Source organism: Psychrobacillus sp. FSL K6-2843 (assembly GCF_038626375.1).
Lineage (GTDB): Bacteria > Bacillota > Bacilli > Bacillales_A > Planococcaceae > Psychrobacillus > Psychrobacillus faecigallinarum.
In genome coordinates this window covers 2,817,156-2,833,279 of the sequence record NZ_CP152021.1, presented here as the reverse complement: position 1 = coordinate 2,833,279, position 16,124 = coordinate 2,817,156, and the positions used below count along the sequence as shown (strand labels likewise).

Annotated in this window: 20 protein-coding genes and 1 riboswitch; of the genes, 14 read left to right on the top strand and 6 right to left on the bottom strand. The window is 35.1% G+C overall.

The genetic code is table 11. The annotated features are described in order from the left end of the window. Positions 1 to 162 precede the first annotated feature (162 nt). A riboswitch (SAM riboswitch) is annotated at positions 163 to 279 on the top strand. A gap of 190 nt (positions 280 to 469) precedes the next feature. Then, complete coding sequence (gene metK, locus MKY94_RS14255; RefSeq protein ID WP_144535161.1) at positions 470 to 1,666, top strand: methionine adenosyltransferase; 1,197 nt, start codon at positions 470 to 472, stop codon at positions 1,664 to 1,666. A 247-nt stretch (positions 1,667 to 1,913) separates the two neighbouring features. Here metK and MKY94_RS14250 read toward each other — a convergent pair whose 3' ends face one another. Next, positions 1,914 to 2,429: a gamma carbonic anhydrase family protein gene (locus tag MKY94_RS14250; RefSeq protein ID WP_151113399.1), complete on the bottom strand. Its 516-nt coding sequence runs from the start codon at positions 2,427 to 2,429 to the stop codon at positions 1,914 to 1,916. A gap of 110 nt (positions 2,430 to 2,539) precedes the next feature. Here MKY94_RS14250 and MKY94_RS14245 point away from each other — a divergent pair, with 110 nt between their 5' ends. Together MKY94_RS14245 and MKY94_RS14240 are read left to right on the top strand one after the other, a co-directional pair. Further along, positions 2,540 to 3,331 (top strand): alpha/beta hydrolase, encoded by a 792-nt coding sequence (locus tag MKY94_RS14245; RefSeq protein WP_342577274.1) that lies wholly within the window; start codon positions 2,540 to 2,542, stop codon positions 3,329 to 3,331. 119 nt (positions 3,332 to 3,450) lie between these two features. Continuing rightward, the gene (locus tag MKY94_RS14240) at positions 3,451 to 4,767 is read left to right on the top strand and encodes a malic enzyme-like NAD(P)-binding protein (RefSeq protein WP_342577273.1); all 1,317 of its coding nucleotides are present in this window, start codon (positions 3,451 to 3,453) and stop codon (positions 4,765 to 4,767) included. Between the two features lie 58 nt (positions 4,768 to 4,825). Here the strand turns inward: MKY94_RS14240 and MKY94_RS14235 are convergent, their stop codons facing one another. Genes MKY94_RS14235 through MKY94_RS14220 form a run of 4 tightly spaced genes read right to left on the bottom strand, consistent with a single transcriptional unit; the run spans position 4,826 to position 8,021 of the window. Further along, entirely contained in the window at positions 4,826 to 5,368 is a 543-nt protein-coding gene (locus MKY94_RS14235; RefSeq protein ID WP_144535169.1) for an isoprenylcysteine carboxylmethyltransferase family protein, read from the bottom strand. Position 5,369: 1 nt separating this feature from the next. Next, positions 5,370 to 6,452: a 3-oxoacyl-[acyl-carrier-protein] synthase III C-terminal domain-containing protein gene (locus MKY94_RS14230; protein WP_342577272.1), complete on the bottom strand. Its 1,083-nt coding sequence runs from the start codon at positions 6,450 to 6,452 to the stop codon at positions 5,370 to 5,372. Positions 6,453 to 6,498: 46 nt separating this feature from the next. Beyond that, the gene (locus MKY94_RS14225) at positions 6,499 to 7,068 is read right to left on the bottom strand and encodes a class I SAM-dependent methyltransferase (RefSeq protein ID WP_151113407.1); all 570 of its coding nucleotides are present in this window, start codon (positions 7,066 to 7,068) and stop codon (positions 6,499 to 6,501) included. Beyond that, positions 7,065 to 8,021, bottom strand: a complete 957-nt coding sequence (locus MKY94_RS14220; protein WP_144535175.1) for a TIGR01212 family radical SAM protein — start codon at positions 8,019 to 8,021, stop codon at positions 7,065 to 7,067. Before MKY94_RS14220 ends, MKY94_RS14225 begins: the two co-directional genes overlap by 4 nt. A gap of 123 nt (positions 8,022 to 8,144) precedes the next feature. On the opposite strand from MKY94_RS14220, the gene MKY94_RS14215 reads away from it, so the two are divergent. The 8 genes from MKY94_RS14215 to MKY94_RS14180 all read left to right on the top strand — a co-directional run bounded on the left by MKY94_RS14215 (position 8,145) and on the right by MKY94_RS14180 (position 13,433). Beyond that, positions 8,145 to 9,323 carry an MFS transporter gene (locus MKY94_RS14215; RefSeq protein WP_144535177.1) on the top strand — a complete coding sequence of 393 codons (1,179 nt, stop codon included), beginning with the start codon at positions 8,145 to 8,147 and terminating at the stop codon, positions 9,321 to 9,323. A gap of 372 nt (positions 9,324 to 9,695) precedes the next feature. Continuing rightward, positions 9,696 to 10,148: a GNAT family N-acetyltransferase gene (locus tag MKY94_RS14210; protein ID WP_342577270.1), complete on the top strand. Its 453-nt coding sequence runs from the start codon at positions 9,696 to 9,698 to the stop codon at positions 10,146 to 10,148. 175 nt (positions 10,149 to 10,323) lie between these two features. Next, positions 10,324 to 10,539, top strand: a complete 216-nt coding sequence (locus MKY94_RS14205) for a DUF6366 family protein (RefSeq protein WP_342577268.1) — start codon at positions 10,324 to 10,326, stop codon at positions 10,537 to 10,539. A 222-nt stretch (positions 10,540 to 10,761) separates the two neighbouring features. Further along, the gene (locus MKY94_RS14200) at positions 10,762 to 11,271 is read left to right on the top strand and encodes a YfiT family bacillithiol transferase (protein WP_342577266.1); all 510 of its coding nucleotides are present in this window, start codon (positions 10,762 to 10,764) and stop codon (positions 11,269 to 11,271) included. A gap of 121 nt (positions 11,272 to 11,392) precedes the next feature. Beyond that, positions 11,393 to 11,911: a GNAT family N-acetyltransferase gene (locus tag MKY94_RS14195; RefSeq protein WP_342577265.1), complete on the top strand. Its 519-nt coding sequence runs from the start codon at positions 11,393 to 11,395 to the stop codon at positions 11,909 to 11,911. A gap of 118 nt (positions 11,912 to 12,029) precedes the next feature. Next, a complete protein-coding gene (locus MKY94_RS14190) occupies positions 12,030 to 12,320 on the top strand; it encodes an RNA polymerase alpha subunit C-terminal domain-containing protein (protein WP_144535182.1) in 291 nt (96 codons plus the stop codon). A gap of 109 nt (positions 12,321 to 12,429) precedes the next feature. Further along, positions 12,430 to 12,840 (top strand): hypothetical protein, encoded by a 411-nt coding sequence (locus MKY94_RS14185; RefSeq protein ID WP_342577264.1) that lies wholly within the window; start codon positions 12,430 to 12,432, stop codon positions 12,838 to 12,840. Positions 12,841 to 12,920: 80 nt separating this feature from the next. Beyond that, complete coding sequence (locus MKY94_RS14180; RefSeq protein WP_340844650.1) at positions 12,921 to 13,433, top strand: HEAT repeat domain-containing protein; 513 nt, start codon at positions 12,921 to 12,923, stop codon at positions 13,431 to 13,433. Positions 13,434 to 13,611: 178 nt separating this feature from the next. Here MKY94_RS14180 and MKY94_RS14175 read toward each other — a convergent pair whose 3' ends face one another. Then, the gene (locus tag MKY94_RS14175) at positions 13,612 to 14,052 is read right to left on the bottom strand and encodes an Lrp/AsnC family transcriptional regulator (protein ID WP_342577263.1); all 441 of its coding nucleotides are present in this window, start codon (positions 14,050 to 14,052) and stop codon (positions 13,612 to 13,614) included. 121 nt (positions 14,053 to 14,173) lie between these two features. Here MKY94_RS14175 and MKY94_RS14170 point away from each other — a divergent pair, with 121 nt between their 5' ends. From MKY94_RS14170 to MKY94_RS14160, 3 genes are all read left to right on the top strand, one after another. After that, positions 14,174 to 14,596: a carboxymuconolactone decarboxylase family protein gene (locus MKY94_RS14170; protein WP_342577262.1), complete on the top strand. Its 423-nt coding sequence runs from the start codon at positions 14,174 to 14,176 to the stop codon at positions 14,594 to 14,596. A 74-nt stretch (positions 14,597 to 14,670) separates the two neighbouring features. Further along, on the top strand, positions 14,671 to 15,231 hold the full coding sequence (locus MKY94_RS14165; RefSeq protein ID WP_144535192.1) for a cysteine hydrolase family protein: 561 nt from the start codon (positions 14,671 to 14,673) through the stop codon (positions 15,229 to 15,231). A gap of 61 nt (positions 15,232 to 15,292) precedes the next feature. Then, positions 15,293 to 15,931, top strand: a complete 639-nt coding sequence (locus tag MKY94_RS14160) for a hypothetical protein (RefSeq protein ID WP_342577261.1) — start codon at positions 15,293 to 15,295, stop codon at positions 15,929 to 15,931. The last annotated feature ends 193 nt before the right edge of the window (positions 15,932 to 16,124 follow it).

The following is a 16,124-nucleotide window of genomic DNA, read 5'->3' as shown; positions in this document are numbered from 1 at the left end:
GAGGATTTTTCATTGATATGTGAAATAGTATAACACATTACACTAAATAGTCTACACTAATAGAAGCCCATTATTGGAATAATTTTTGTTTTTGAGAAAAAATTACATTTAATCGGTTGACTTATAACTAATTTTTACGTATGATGGTGAATTGAACGGATACTCTTATTCCGAGCTGGTGGAGGGGTCAGGCCCTGTGAAACCCGGCAACCTGTAATTGAAAAATCATTACAAAGGTGCCCAACCTGAGACAAGGTGAAATTCCTTGATTGATAAGAGTGAAAGGTGTTTATGATATTAATCCCTTTCCTCATGTAATTACGTGAGTGAAAGGTTTTTTTATTTTACATCGCCCTAAATCCTTGTGTGCCAAGTCCGAAGCAGCTTCAAGTTTACTATTGGCTTGACATGGGAATGAGTACCGTATCAATTCCTGAGAGAAATCTCGCAGGATATAGGAGGGAATCTTTTGACACAACGTCGATTATTTACATCGGAGTCAGTAACAGAAGGGCATCCAGATAAAATTTGTGACCAAATTTCTGATGCTATATTAGATGCAATTTTAACGGAAGACCCTAATGCACGAGTTGCTTGTGAAACAACCGTTACTACAGGTTTAGTGTTAGTTGCAGGAGAAATAACAACTTCTACATATGTAGACATACCTAAAGTTGTACGTTCGACTATCCAAGAAATTGGTTATACACGTGCTAAATACGGCTTTGACTCTGAAACTTCAGCAGTTTTAACTGCGATTGATGAGCAATCCGCTGATATTGCTATGGGTGTAGACCAAGCGCTAGAGGCTAGAGAAGGTGCGATGACTGATTCAGATATCGAGGCTATTGGAGCAGGAGACCAAGGGTTAATGTTTGGTTACGCATGTAATGAAACTCCAGAGCTTATGCCATTACCGATCAGTCTAGCTCACAAACTTGCCCGTCGCTTAGCACAGGTTCGGAAGGATGAAACTTTAGACTACTTACGACCAGACGGTAAAACACAGGTAACAGTTGAATATGATGAAAATAACAACCCTGTTCATATTGATACGATTGTTATTTCTACACAACATCACCCAGAAATAACTTTAGAACAAATCCAAAGAGATTTAAAAGAGCATGTTATAAAACCGGTAGTACCTACTGATTTAATAACAGAGGAAACGAAATACTTTATTAACCCGACGGGACGCTTTGTTATTGGTGGTCCTCAAGGTGATGCTGGACTAACTGGACGTAAAATTATTGTTGATACATACGGAGGTTATGCTCGCCATGGAGGAGGAGCTTTCTCTGGAAAAGATCCAACAAAAGTAGACCGTTCTGCAGCTTATGCCGCTCGTTATGTAGCAAAAAATATTGTTGCTGCTGGTCTTGCAGATCGCTGTGAGGTACAACTAGCGTATGCAATCGGTGTAGCACAACCAGTTTCTATCGCAATCGATACATTTGGTACAGGAAAAGTAGCAGAGGCGGATTTAGTATCATATATCCGTGATCTATTTGACCTTCGTCCAGCTGGAATTATTAAAATGCTAGACCTTCGTCGCCCAATTTACAAGCAAACGGCAGCTTACGGACATTTCGGACGTACTGACATCGATGCTCCATGGGAAAAAACCGACAAGGCAGAGCAATTAAAGCAAAAAGCGGGTATTTAAGAATTCAGAGACTTCCTTCTATTGGAATGCCTCGCCTAAAGAAAGAAGGTATTAAGAGGCTAGCCTCTTAATACCTTTTGTTTTTTTCAAACAATTATACAGCTTAACGGTAAATAGGCTGACCAAATAAATGGATCTATTTACTCTTAATGGATTATTGTATAAAAATAACCGGAGTCAAATTTATAAAAATTTTAAAATTAGGTGTTTCTTAATTCTAATTTATTCTATTTTAAATTCGATCTTTCTATAAGGGTTTGATGGATTTATAGTACTGTCCTTTTTCAGCATATTCATGAATAATTCGTTGGACATCTTTTTTATCTTCGTCATTCAATTCACGTATAATCTTAGCTGGACTACCGAATGCTAAAGTATTAGGCGGGATTTTTTTCCCTTGAGGGACAAGACTACCAGCTCCAATAAATGCTCCTTCGCCTATTTCTGCACCATCTAAAATAATGGACCCCATGCCTATTAATGCGCCTTTACGTATAGTACAGCTATGTAATGTAACCTGATGGCCAACAGTTACCTCATCTTCAATTATGAGTGGATTATTTGGGCTTTGATGAAGGCAACTTAAATCTTGAATACTAACTCTGCTTCCTATTATAGTAGGGGCAACGTCCCCTCTTATTACCGTATTAAACCAAATTGTAGTCTCTGGACCGATTGTAACATCACCTGTGATTGTGACATAATCAGCAATATAGGCAGATGCATCAATCGAAGGTTTCTTATCTTTGTATGGATAAATCAAAATAGACACGCTCCTTTGTTTTTCTAGAGTATAATTAATCCTATCAAACAAATCGAAAGAAAGAAATAAATAGGACGTAGAGAGTGTTACAGAAATGAGGTATGTTGAACATGTGGAAGTGGGAGTCAGATGAAAAGGCTAAAGCGGTTGTAATTATTGTTCATAGTGCCTATGAGCATCACAGACGTTATGCTTGGCTAATCGAAAAATTGCGAAGCTCAAATTGCCATATAGTGATGGGAGATTTGCCAGGTCACGGGGAGTTAGTGAGAACCAAGACCATTCACGATGAATCCTTTGATCTTTATAAAGACTACATAAAGCAAGCATTGCAGGTTGCTGTTTCATATGACCTTCCTATTTTTATAGTAGGACACGGGCTTGGAGCAACCTTAGTTATGAAGATGTTACATAAGATAGAGGTGGAATATGCTGGTGTTATCTTAACATCTCCGTGGCTTTTGTTAAAAAAACTTCCTTCCAAGTGGACAAAGGCATTAGCTAAAATCTCTGTGCAGCAGAAGATCAATCATGACATTGAACTAAAGGAACTAACTAGAAACTACAGCGCCTATCAAGATCTAGTAAACGATCCGTATTATCGAACGATTATTTCACATGATTGGTATAAAGAGCTTGAAAATGAGATGAAAACTGTAAGCCAATATCCCGAATCTATTCCTAATGTCCCTGTTTTATTAATGACGGGAGAAAGAGATAAGATTACGGACACAGCAGCAGCCAAAGCATGGTTGAAAAAACAGGAGCTATCGGATTATCAATTCAAGGAATGGAAGAATTGTTTTCATGATCTGTATTTAGAGCCAGAAAGAGAAGAAATTTTTACATATTCTCACTCCTTCATTAATAATGTACTGAGATCTATCGGTTATATCGTTTAAAATGCATCTTTTTTTCAAACAAACATATTGAGCAACAATTAATCTTCATTTTTATAAATGGGGATTTTTTGTGTTATAATCATATAATTGAAAATAGAGTAAGAGATTAGGAGAGAGATATGGAAAACCAACATATTATTCGTAATATTATCGTCGAAACACCTTCAAAACCTGGTAACTTTGCTAAGGTAGCGACTGCCATAGGCATGGGAGAAGGAGATATAGGAGATATCACTACTTTAAAGAGTGGTGCATTGACAACTATTCGAGATATATCCGTTACGAGCAAGTCTAAAAAAGACTTCGAGCTAATTATAAAAAACATTGAAGCAATTGGAAATGGTGTGAAAATCCAAGCTATCAGTGATGATGTGTTAAAAGCCCACGAAGGCGGGAAAATTGCAATGAAGAGCAGATATGATGTCCGCTCATTAGGAGATTTGCAAAGAATCTATACACCTGGAGTGGCAAGTGTATGTATGGAAATTGTTAACGAACCAGATAAGGCCCAATATTTCACTTCCATCGGAAACTCCGTTGCTATTGTAACGGATGGTACCGCTATTTTGGGTTTAGGCAACATTGGTTCCGTGGCAGGTATGCCAGTAATGGAAGGGAAATCTGTACTATTAGATCAGTTCGTTGGATTGAGCGGAATACCAATTCTATTAGATACTAGTGATCCCGATGAGATTGTAGAAACTATAAAGCATATTCACCAAGGATTTGGTGCAATTCTATTAGAAGATATCGGTTCACCGCATTGCTTTGAAATAGAAGAAAGACTGAAAGCAGAGCTTCCAATACCTGTTATGCATGACGACCAGCACGGCACAGCTGTAGTGGCTTTAGCGGCTATACTTTCTGCTTGCCGAGCTACTGAGGTAAACATAAAAAATGCGAAAATTGGTCAGATTGGCTTAGGAGCTGCGGGATTAGCTATTTGTCGTATGTTAATGGCTTACGGTGTGGAGGAAGTGTATGGCTTAGACCGTCAGGAAGCGGCTAAAGAGCGTCTTCTTCACTATGGAGGAAAAACGATTGATTCATTAGAAGAGATGATGAAGAATTGTGATATTATTGTTGCTACGACAGGTGTCGAGGGATTGATTAAACCTGAGATGGTGCGAAAAGGTCAAATTATTTTAGCACTTTCCAACCCTAATCCAGAAATCCTTCCATCTATTGCTATCGCAGCGGGAGCAGCCTTTGCAGCAGATGGTCGCTCTGTTAATAATGTAATTGGCTTCCCAGGTATTTTTAAGGGTGCTTTAAATGCTGGGGCAAAAGAAATTACGTATCCAATGCTTATTGCAGCAGCTCAGGCAATAGTCGATTATACAAGACCGGGAGAGTTAATACCAAATCCATTAGACCCTGCGGTACATTATATAGTTGCTCGAGCAGTTGAAGAGGCAGTGACTAAAGAAGCTTAATAATCTAGCATGAGTCAGCATTATTTAATATGATATATACAAGAAAAGAAGATATCGCCTAGGAGGCCGATATCTTCTTTTTTAATGCTTCATTATAATCAGTTGCTTCTATTAAAGCCTTTTCTTCCAATGGAATTCGGACTGACAGCATAGCCAAATTCAACAATGTGAAAGCTAATGCAGTAAAGTATGCCTGGAACATTAGAGGCAATAATAATATCTCGGTGCAAACAACAATATAATTCGGATGTCTGAAGTAAAGATATGGTCCTTTAGTAACCACATTTGCCCCAGGAAGAACAATTATTTTTGTATTCCAGAACTTTCCGAGAGAAGTTAAACACCAAACGCGAAGAATTTGAACTAACAAGAATACGAAAAAAAATACAGGAAATAAGGGAGAAGTTGTTCGGTTTAAAAAGACGACCTCCGCAACCAAAAAGAGAAAAAAGCTAATATGCAAGGCTAGCATATAAGGATAGTGAGAGGCTCCTACTTCATATGCACCTTGAGCCAGCATATGTTTCTCGTTCCTCTTAGCAATTACTACTTCCACCAACCTTTGAATAATAACTAGTGCAATGATTATGAAAAACAACATACTAATTCCTCCAATTTAATAACACTGCTTCGCCACAAAATCCTGGGCCTAAAGCGACTAGCATGCCATAGTTATTAGGAGTATTTTCTTTAAGCATAAATTGCTCTAATACATAGAGAACGGTTGGTGAAGACATATTCCCATTATTTTTTAATACTTCTCTTGAAATAGCTGTTTGGTTTTCAGACAGACTAAGAGAATCCTCATAAGCTTTCAAAACTTTTTTTCCACCTGGATGAGCAACGAAATTAATGATATCCTCACTAGTGAGATTTTCCTCACTCAAGAATTCGTGCATAAATGGACCAAGCCATTTGGAGATAATTGTTGGAATGCTCTTTGAGAATACAACGTGTAAACCGCTGTTTTTTACTTCCCAGCCCATTACATCCTCAGAGTCGGGCATCCATTTGGATGCTGTTTTGATAATATGAGGTACTGGTCTTTTAGTAGCTATATCAACATCGTCTCCGCAAACTAACACACAAGCTGCTCCGTCTGCAAACAAGGAAGCACCGACTAAATTACTCTTTGAATAATCATTTGGTTGGAAGGTGAGGCTACATAGCTCTACACAAACTACTAAAGCCTTGTCAGAAGGATGTGCTTTACAATAATCGAACGCTCTACTTATTCCAGCTGCGCCGCCTGCACATCCTAGTCCCCATAATGGAATCCGTTTAAGACGATCTGAGAAGGGAAGATGATTCATCACACGAGCATCAATACTCGGAGTAGATATACCAGTACTGCTTACAAAAATAATGGCATCGATTTCTTCTGGTGATACTTTATTCTCTAAAAAAGAACTGTTTTGGAGACAGGCTTGGATGACTTCCACGCTATATTTGGTAGTAAGATCGATATATGTGGAATTTCTTTCTTCAAATGAATGGGTGGTTTTGTGCCACTCTAAAGGAACACAGAAATTTCGGGTATTAATGTCACCATTTTCAAATACTTTTAGTAATCGTTCGAGCTGTGGGATTTTATCGTGAAAAAGCTCTTTCGTTAATTGTTCTATGTTCGATTGTTCTAGGGTGTATGGAGGTTTGTATGTACTAACAGAAGCAATTTTTGGCATGGTAATCTCCTTTTTGTGTTAGTCTCTCCATCCTTCATCCATATATTCACCTTTCTTTCATTTTTTCAATGGCAATTATAAATGGAGGGTCATTTTCTTGGTTTAGAAATTGGTAGCATAATACATGAACGAAAGATTGAGGAAGTCGTTGAACAAAAGAAATGAGTTCATCTTTTTCTTGTTTACCACCCTCATGCCCATGATAAACTACTAATACTATAAGACCCCCGACCTCCAAAAGGTCTAACAAGGAGGAAATAGCCTTAGTAGTAGAATTCCCTGTAGTTACTACTTCATGGTTGCTTCCCGGCAGGTATCCTAGATTGAAGACTGCTGCAGAAATTTTATTCTTTACATATTCTCCTACGTTCTCATGACTATCTAAAATAAGAGAAACACGATCTCTTAGTTCTGCATTGCTGAGTTTCTCAGAGGTCGATTCAATCGCTTCCTTTTGGACATCAAAAGCGAAGACATGACCCTGTGTGCCAACTAAGCTTGCAAGGAATAGTGTGTCATAACCATTCCCTGCAGTTGCGTCTACAACTGTGTCACCTTCTTTTACAATCCCTTGAAGAAGCTCTTTTGCATATGGAAGAATTCTTTTTAACTTCATATTAATTCACCAGTTTTCGTATAAAATTTTCCTTGATAACTTTCTCTTCTAGCTAGCTCAGCATCAATTCCATTTAACACTTCCCATTTGTTGGAACTCCACATAGGACCAATCATTAAATCGATAGGCCCGTCTCCAGTAATACGATGAATTATCATTTCTGGCGGGAGGATTTCTAATTGATCGGCTACTAGCTGGATATATTCATCACGACCCATAAACTCTAGCATCCCTTTTTCATATTGCTTCACCATAGGAGTTCCTTTTAATAGATGAAGAAGGTGAATCTTAATACCTTGGACATCCAGCTTTGCTACCTCTCTAGCTGTTTCCATCATCATATCGCGATTTTCTAATGGTAAGCCGTTTATAATGTGGGTGCATATACGGATCCCGTGTTTTCTTAACTTGGAAACTCCTTCTATATAACTAGGATAATCATGAGCTCTATTTACTATTTTTGCTGTACTTTCATGGACAGTTTGTAAGCCGAGCTCAACCCACAGATATGTACGTTCATTTAACTCAGCCAAATATTCCACTACATCATCAGGTAAACAGTCTGGTCTAGTGGCGATAGAAATTCCTACTACTCCTTCTAATGCTAATGCGGCTTCAAATTTCTCCTTTAAAACAGGAAGAGGTGCATGCGTATTTGTATAAGCCTGAAAATAAGCGATATATTTTCCTTGCTTCCATTTCTCATGCATCTTATCTCGAATTTTCTCAAATTGCACCGGAATTGGGTCTACTTTATCACCAGCAAAATCCCCGCTGCCTGCAACACTGCAAAATGTGCATCCTCCGTATGCTACTGTGCCATCACGATTTGGACAATCAAAGCCTGCATCAAGCGCAACCTTAAAAATCTTCATATCAAAAATGTCTCGCAAATATCGGTTCCACGTATAGTATCTTTTCCCATCTGTAGGGAAAGGGAAGTTATTAGTCATATTCTTCACTCCTTAACAGGATTATTTTATCATGAATATTTGATTTAAAGATGTAATTATCTTGAAGTGGTGACTAAAAACAGCTACAATATTTTGAGTGTCTAAAGAAATGAGGTATTTAAAATGCCAAAAGCAGTATGGCTCTTAATAATAGGAATGTTCATAAATACGACAGGAAATTCATTTTTATGGCCTTTACATACAATTTATATGCATGATTATTTAGGTCAATCGTTGACCACTGCAGGCTTAGTATTAATGCTTAACGCAGGGACCGGAGTAATAGGTAATTTATTGGGTGGGTATTTGTTTGACCGCATAGGAGGCTATAAGTCTATTATGTTTGGTATTCTCCTGTCTATGTTGTCGTTAGCAGCGTTGACTGTATGGCATGACTGGCCCGAATATATTTGGCTCGTTGCTATACTAGGATTTAGTGGGGGGATTATCTTTCCTAGTATGTATGCAATGGTAGGAAATGTTTGGCCAGAGGGCGGTAGAAGAGCATTCAACTCTATCTATTTAGCCCAGAATTTAGGAGTGGCAATTGGACCTGCCTTAGCGGGTCTTGTAGCGGATAATAATATCAACAATATTTTTGTAGCAAATTTATTTGCGTATGTTTTCTTTTTAGTGATTGCCGGCGTATTTTATAAAAATATGTCAATCGTTTCTAATCATCAAGCTTCTGTTTTAGGAGAAAAGAAGAAAATAAAAAAAATGGCTCCTATTTATGCAATGATGATTGTAACTTTTGGTTATATGCTTACATGGATCATATATGTACAATGGACTTCGACTATTTCAACCTATGTGCTAGATTTAGGGATCACCTTAAAACAATATAGTCTCTTATGGACAGTTAATGGAGCACTAATCTTACTTGCTCAGCCACTTATTAAGCCGATTATAAATAAATTAGAGCACAAGATTAAAACGCAAATGGTCTTAGGGCTTGTCATATTTATGATTTCTTTTGTAGTAGTAGCATTTGCTGAAAACTATACGATGTTTGTAGTTGCTATGGTCATACTCACTTTTGGTGAAATGTTCGTTTGGCCAGCTGTTCCCACGTTAGCTAGCCAGTTGGCTCCGAAAGGAAAAGAAGGATTCTATCAAGGTATCGTTAACAGTATGGCTACAATTGGACGGATGATTGGACCATTTATAGGAGGGGTTTTAGTAGAGGCATACGGAACTCCGGCGATGATACTAATCTTAGCTAGTCTAATAATTATATCTATTATTACTAGCTTACTTTACGATATACCTTTAAAAAAAGAAGCAGCTTTAAATGAGTAAAAGTAAATAGATAATTCCTAAACCTAAGTTCAATATTTTGTTGACTTAGGTTTTTTAATAAAAAAAGAAGGAGATATTTTTGTTCCAATCGACAGTGTGAAAAATGGTCGTATTTGAATAAATTAACTCATCTGTATGAATGTAAAAGGTTATTTAGCTCTCAAGTCGCATAAGTCATTTAAAGAAGAATCCAGTTACAAAGGATACGTTTAAAAAAGTGAAGGAAGCGAGTCAAACATAGCAATAGATAATAACAAAAATTTTATTCAATTATTATTAAGGAGGTGCTTGTTACAGTTTATTTCTATTTTTAATTTTAATATCGTTTATAGTTTTTGGATGTTCGTCTGAAATCAAAAGAGGAGGCGTAGGATGAAGCAACATAAAATCAGAATTACTCCGTATAACTCCAAATATGCAGAACAAACAATGGAAATGTGGCGAGATAGTAAGGAACAGGCTATTGGTCAAAAAGAAATACATGACTTTGAAAATCATGTATATTTTTTAAATAATATATTACCTGAACGGTTTCAAATAGAATTAGCGTTAATTGATGAAGAAGTGGTTGGAATGATTGCATATAATGATAGGGAAATAAACCAATTATATATTCATCTAGAATATCAAGGATTCGGTATAGGGCGGACATTACTAGATAAAGCAAAAGCACAATCTAGTGGGAAATTAATCTTGTACACATTTGAAGTAAATGAAAAGGCACAAAGATTTTATGAAACTAATGGGTTTGAAATCATAAGTAGAGGTCATGAAAACGAAGAAAATTTACCAGATATTCAATATGAATGGGTATCTGCAAAATAGTAATTTTTCCAAAGTAGTAACAAGATTGAATGTGTATTTTGAGATAGAAAAGCATTGCGATGTTCTATTTTTAGCCCACCATTATAAATTATTACCCTTAAACTATTGAAACAGTTTAGTAAAAGAAGGTGAACCATAAAAAATAGATAATACAGCAATCTAGGAGGTGTTTGGCTTGAAGAATAGACAAGAAACTCCAAAGGAAAAAAGAGAAAGGTTAAGGCAACTAGAACTAAATAAAAATCCTGGCGGTGCATTAAGAGATGGATTTAGTCGAGGTGAAAATGGAAATTATACTGATATAACAGGTGGTATGGGTTGGAATTGTACATTAATATTGATTGTTGTTTTAATAGTTGGATTTGTTTTATATAAACTTTTTTTAAAATGATTTTAACTGTGATTCGCTTCGCAGAATTAGAAATTTTTTTAATCCAATACTTACTGGCTCGTAATCAGGTCTTACTGAACTAAAAAGGTAGTTCCCTGCCTTAAAACAAGCAGAGAATAAAAATGAACATATATAGCCAATTGATACGGAAATTTAACAATATGGTAAAATAACTTAAGTAATAATGAAGAGTAAAACAACTAAGAGGGAAGGGGATTGAAAATGGATACAAGATACCCAATTGGAGAATTACAGGTTCCTAAAAAAGTCACATTAGAAAATATTCAAGAATGGCTAAAGAAAATCGAAACTTATACGATTCGTTTAAGAGAAACTGTTGACTCTTTAAGCGATGAGGAATTAAGCAAAACATATCGTGATGGTAGCTGGACAGTTCGTCAACTTGTGCATCATATTGCAGATTCTCAGTTGAATATGTATCAACATTTGAAGCTAGCTTTAACAGACGAGAATCCAACAGTACCAGCTTTTGATCAAGAAAAGTGGGCTATTCAACCGGATACCAAGCTTCCTATAGAGAGTTCTATTAAAATGCTAGAAGGTATAAATGAGCGCATCGTATCTTTAGGATATAGTTTAACTGAAGAGCAATTAGATCGAGCTTTTACTCACCAGGAAAATGGTAAAATAACAGCCGCAACAAAAGTAGCAAAATTAGCTTGGCATGAAGAGCACCACTTAGCCCATATAAAAATCGCATTATCAAAATAATACATTATGTATGGAATTGGCTTATCGAAGTTCGATGGGTCAATTTTTGTTTATATTTTTTCCTAATACACATTTGTAGGGCATAACTTCTTACTTATTATTAAAGGAGCGACGTATTGAAATGACTATAAATTTAAAAAAGTGTACTATTGAGGATTTACCTGTGCTTCAAAAAATTAGTTATGAAACATTTAATGAGACATTTAAGCATCAAAATTCACCTGAGAATATGAATTCCTATTTAGAAAGAGCATTTAACTTAAAACAATTAGAAAAAGAAATTTTAAATATTTCTTCGCAATTCTTTTTTGCTTATTTTAATAATGAAATTGCAGGATACTTAAAGATCAATACCAATGATGCTCAGTCTGAAAAAATGGGTGATGAATCACTCGAAATAGAGAGGATTTATATAAAGAACAAATTTCAAAAACATGGAATTGGTAAATATCTCTTTAATAAAGCCATGGACATTGCGGTGAAAAGTAATAAACAGAAAATCTGGTTAGGCGTTTGGGATAAAAATGAAAATGCTATAGCTTTTTATGAGAAAATGGGGTTTATTCAAACTGGCGCTCACTCCTTTTATATGGGGGACGAGGAACAAATAGACTTTATAATGACCAAAACACTAATATAACTAATTTAGAAAGGAGAATTATTATCTACCATCCTTGCGATTGTTCGGATGGGGCATTGATAAAAAACATCTGAGCAATCGATAAAATTAGTTGCAGACTTTGTGTGGAGGGATTAATTTGACAGTAGAAAAAAGTTTAAGGGTTTGTGAAAAAGGACATAAGTTTTACAAAACTAGTGAGTGTCAAAGTTGCCCTACCTGTGATAAAAAGAATAAACCTAAAAGTGGGTTCCTTTCTAAACTCAGTTCACCCGCAAGAAATGCATTAGTTCACGAAGGAATTGACACTTTGCAAGAACTATCAAGCTATACTGAAAAAGAAATTTTAAAAATTCATGGCATTGGACCAGCTTCATTACCTATTATGAGAACTTCATTAAAAGAAGAAGGGTTAACATTTAAAGAATAAAAAACAAAAATACTTGAAGCTTTTTACTTAACCAATGGGTGTGCCTAAATTGAACAATAGTTAATCAAAGCGACTACATAAACTGTAAGTAAGTGATTGGAGTAGTGATATGGCGAGGAAGTTATGGATTTTAATTAGTATAGTTCTGATGGTAGGCCTCGTGTGGTGGTTAAGTAAACCAAACAATAATACTACCGTCGTTTATCATTTACCTGAAGGTTTCAAAGGATGTATTAACATTTATTTCAATCAACCTAATGAGAAAGAGCTGGAAATTAAAGACGATGCCTTGCTATTTATAGTACCTGAACATGGAAATATCTTAACTTCATCTCCATCAAAATTTATTATTGATTTGGGTTGGCATAAAGAAAAAGCTTTTTATATAGACAAAGAAGATAAGATAGTAAATGAAATAAATATAATGGATTTCTCTGGCGGAGTCCATACTGCGAACAGTAATCCATTATCTGAGAGAATGTCGCGAACGTTTGATCCAAATCAAGAACATTGTTATTGACGTAATATTTAAATCAATTAACAGGATTATCTAATTTTAATTAGGGTAAACGACAAGAATAAGGAGTCTGGATAAGTATTATGTACAATAATTCATTAAAATTGGCTATAGAAAATGAAAGGTTTGATGAAACAGAAATCATTTTAGAAGAAATTAGCAAAAGCAAGGACATTCAAGCAATCCCTCTCCTTATTGGATACTTACGAAGTACAGAAAATGCATTATTAAGAAATTCCATTGCTTTAACTTTAAGTGATACTGGGAATGAAGACGTGGTTCAACCGTTAATAGATGTTATTAATGATCCAAAAACTCTTGGTTATAGAGGAACACTATTATATGCTCTAGAACCATTTGATTGTTCAGCACATATAGAAACTCTAGTTTATCATTTGATAAATGGAAACTATGAAGTACAAGCGCAAGCATACCAATTGATAAAATCATTTAAAAAGGAAATACCAAATGAAGTTTTATTGGACTGTATTAGTAATGTAAGAGAAGAATTAAATGAAATAGAACGAAAAGTGGATTTAATGTCAGATACATTAGAAACGTTGTGTGCTTTAAAAAAAACTAAGTTACCATATTGAAGTTCTATTTTTTAAGTCCACTTACCAAGTAGACAATCACTTAGCATTTCTATATTAATAAAGGAAAAAGAGGACCATCATTTTTCGATGGTCTCTTTTTACATTCACAATACGGCAATCCCTGTCGTAATGTTGCATTTAACGTAACGCAGCATAGTTAACCAAGTAATAGGAAAGATCAATAAGAATCCATTCGTAATTTCGTTTGGACTTGAGAAAAAATGAAATGTGTTACCGTGTGGGCGTAAGGATTTACATCTTCTATAAATTCCTCTGCTTTCGAAAAAGTCTCGAATTGCATCTTAAGCATATAACAAGCATTTCCTGCTATTCGGTAACAAAATTCCACATTTGGAAGACCTTCAATATATGTTTTAAAAGAATTATAATCTCCATTTTTAACTGTTGCTTCTATAATACATTGGATTGGGAGCCCTAATTTCTCGTAATCGACTTCTAATGTATACCTCTTTATAATTCCAAATGACTCCATTTGTTTTACCCGTTCTGATACAGACGGTGAAGATAAATTGATTCTTCTTCCTAGTTCACTCATCGATAATCGACTATTTTGCCTTAATTCATCTATAATTTTCTTATCAGTTGAATCTATTTTCATTTTTAAAGTAAATTCTCCTTTTACGTTAATTTTTTAAAGTAATATCTTTAAAATGATATCACATTTAATGTAAAACAATAGAATTATTCGGTATGATAAATACTAGAAGGAGGTAATAATTATGGCAAGAATTAATCAGTCAGATTTCGGGGAGACCCCTTTTCAAAAACTTTTAGGGCATAACAAAGATGTATTGAACGGGTGGAATCAATTAGGCGAAATTTTAGAAAAAGATGGGCATTTATCATCTCAATTAAAAGAACAAGTAAGGAGAACTTTAGCACAAAGTAATGGTTGTGAGTATTGCAAAGTAAAGGGAAAACCTGAACCGCATTTATTTGATGATAAAACATCCATTGCTGTTGGATTTGTGGAGGTATTTATAAAACAAAAAGAGAATATTTCAGATGCTCAATTTAAAGTTTTGAAAGAAACTCTTTCAGATGCAGAGATTAGTGAGCTTATTGCGTTTATTACGTTAACTACGGCTTCACAGTATTTTGGTGCCATTATGAAATTAGAAGCGATCAATGTTGAAAAATAACGATTCCAGTTGAACTTAATAGAATAGGCACATAAAATGAAATAAATGATAAATTCAAAATTTTAGGAGGAATTATGTTAGATAAAGAAAATAAAGCGTTAATAGTGATAGATGTACAAAAAGCTTTTAATGATAAAAAATGGGGAGAGAGAAATAATTTAAATGCAGAAGAAAACATTAGTAGAATTCTAACGTTGTGGAGAGAGAAAGGGTGGCAAGTAGTGCATATTAAACATATGTCGGATAACCCTAGTTCTGTATTTCATCCAATGAATGAGGGATTTGCTATAAAAGAGTTAGTTGAACCCATTGAAGAGGAAGTAATTATAACAAAGAAAGTTAATAGTAGTTTTATTGGTACAAATTTGGAAGAGTTCTTGAAATTAAATCATATAACAACATTAATAATAACAGGTTTAACTACGCCGCATTGTGTATCTACGACTACAAGAATGAGTGGGAATCTAGGTTTTAATACATACCTTATATCTGATGCGACAGCAGCGTTTGGTATGAAAGACCAAAATGATAATTACTATGATGCCGAGACTATACATAATACTTCACTAGCTACTTTAAATGAAGAGTTCGCTACTATACTTACAACAGGACAACTAATAAATCAATTGCTTTAAATTCTAAGATGTTATCAAACCTTTAACTGATTTTACACTAATGAAAGGAATACGTTGTCGAATGAAAAAAATAACTAAGATCCTTTATTTTAATATTTCTTTATGTATGCTAGTAGGATGCTCTAACAACACTAATGAAGAATACATAAATGATTCTTCAGAAAAAAATTCTGCTTTAGAATCAACAAAAGAAACAGAAAAAAGTATTTTAAAGGAGACCGCTGATGGTGTAAATGATACATCTACAAAAGAAACGGTAAAAAATAATTCAGATAGTACTAATAGCAGTAGTGATTCAAATGAAGGATCTAAGGGAGATAAAGAAATACTATCTCCGTATTCTAGTGAGCAAATTGAATACGCTCGAGTCTGGCTGAAGCTAGGTGCCAATCAAGAGATAGATGGTTTATATGTTCAACATATTCCTGCTGGTACTCTAATAAATCCTAATGACGATACAAGTGCTAGCTATCCAGAAGATGTCATCCAATTAGCAGGTTCTCGGTTAGTAGACGGATCAGTAACATATAGTGGTAATGGGGATGGGACGATTAATGTTTATAACGTTCCATTACGTTGGGATGGCAGTTACCCTGCCGGTGAAAAATTCTACACCAATATTATTGAAAATACAAAGCTAGTGTACGTAGACCCAGGTGACGATGAAAAAATTCTAGCATTAATCAAATTGTTAAAATGATTTTCCTGGGATGTATTTAATATAAATAAGGATACTCAGAATTTATATGTTGTATTTCAAGGGTATCCCGTGACTTATGATAAAATGATAAATTCTATTATAAATTGGAAGAGGATAATAGCTATATACTTGCAATATTAAATTTGATAGAACAAAAACTGTTTGAGATGGAATAGATTTAATAGTTGAACAA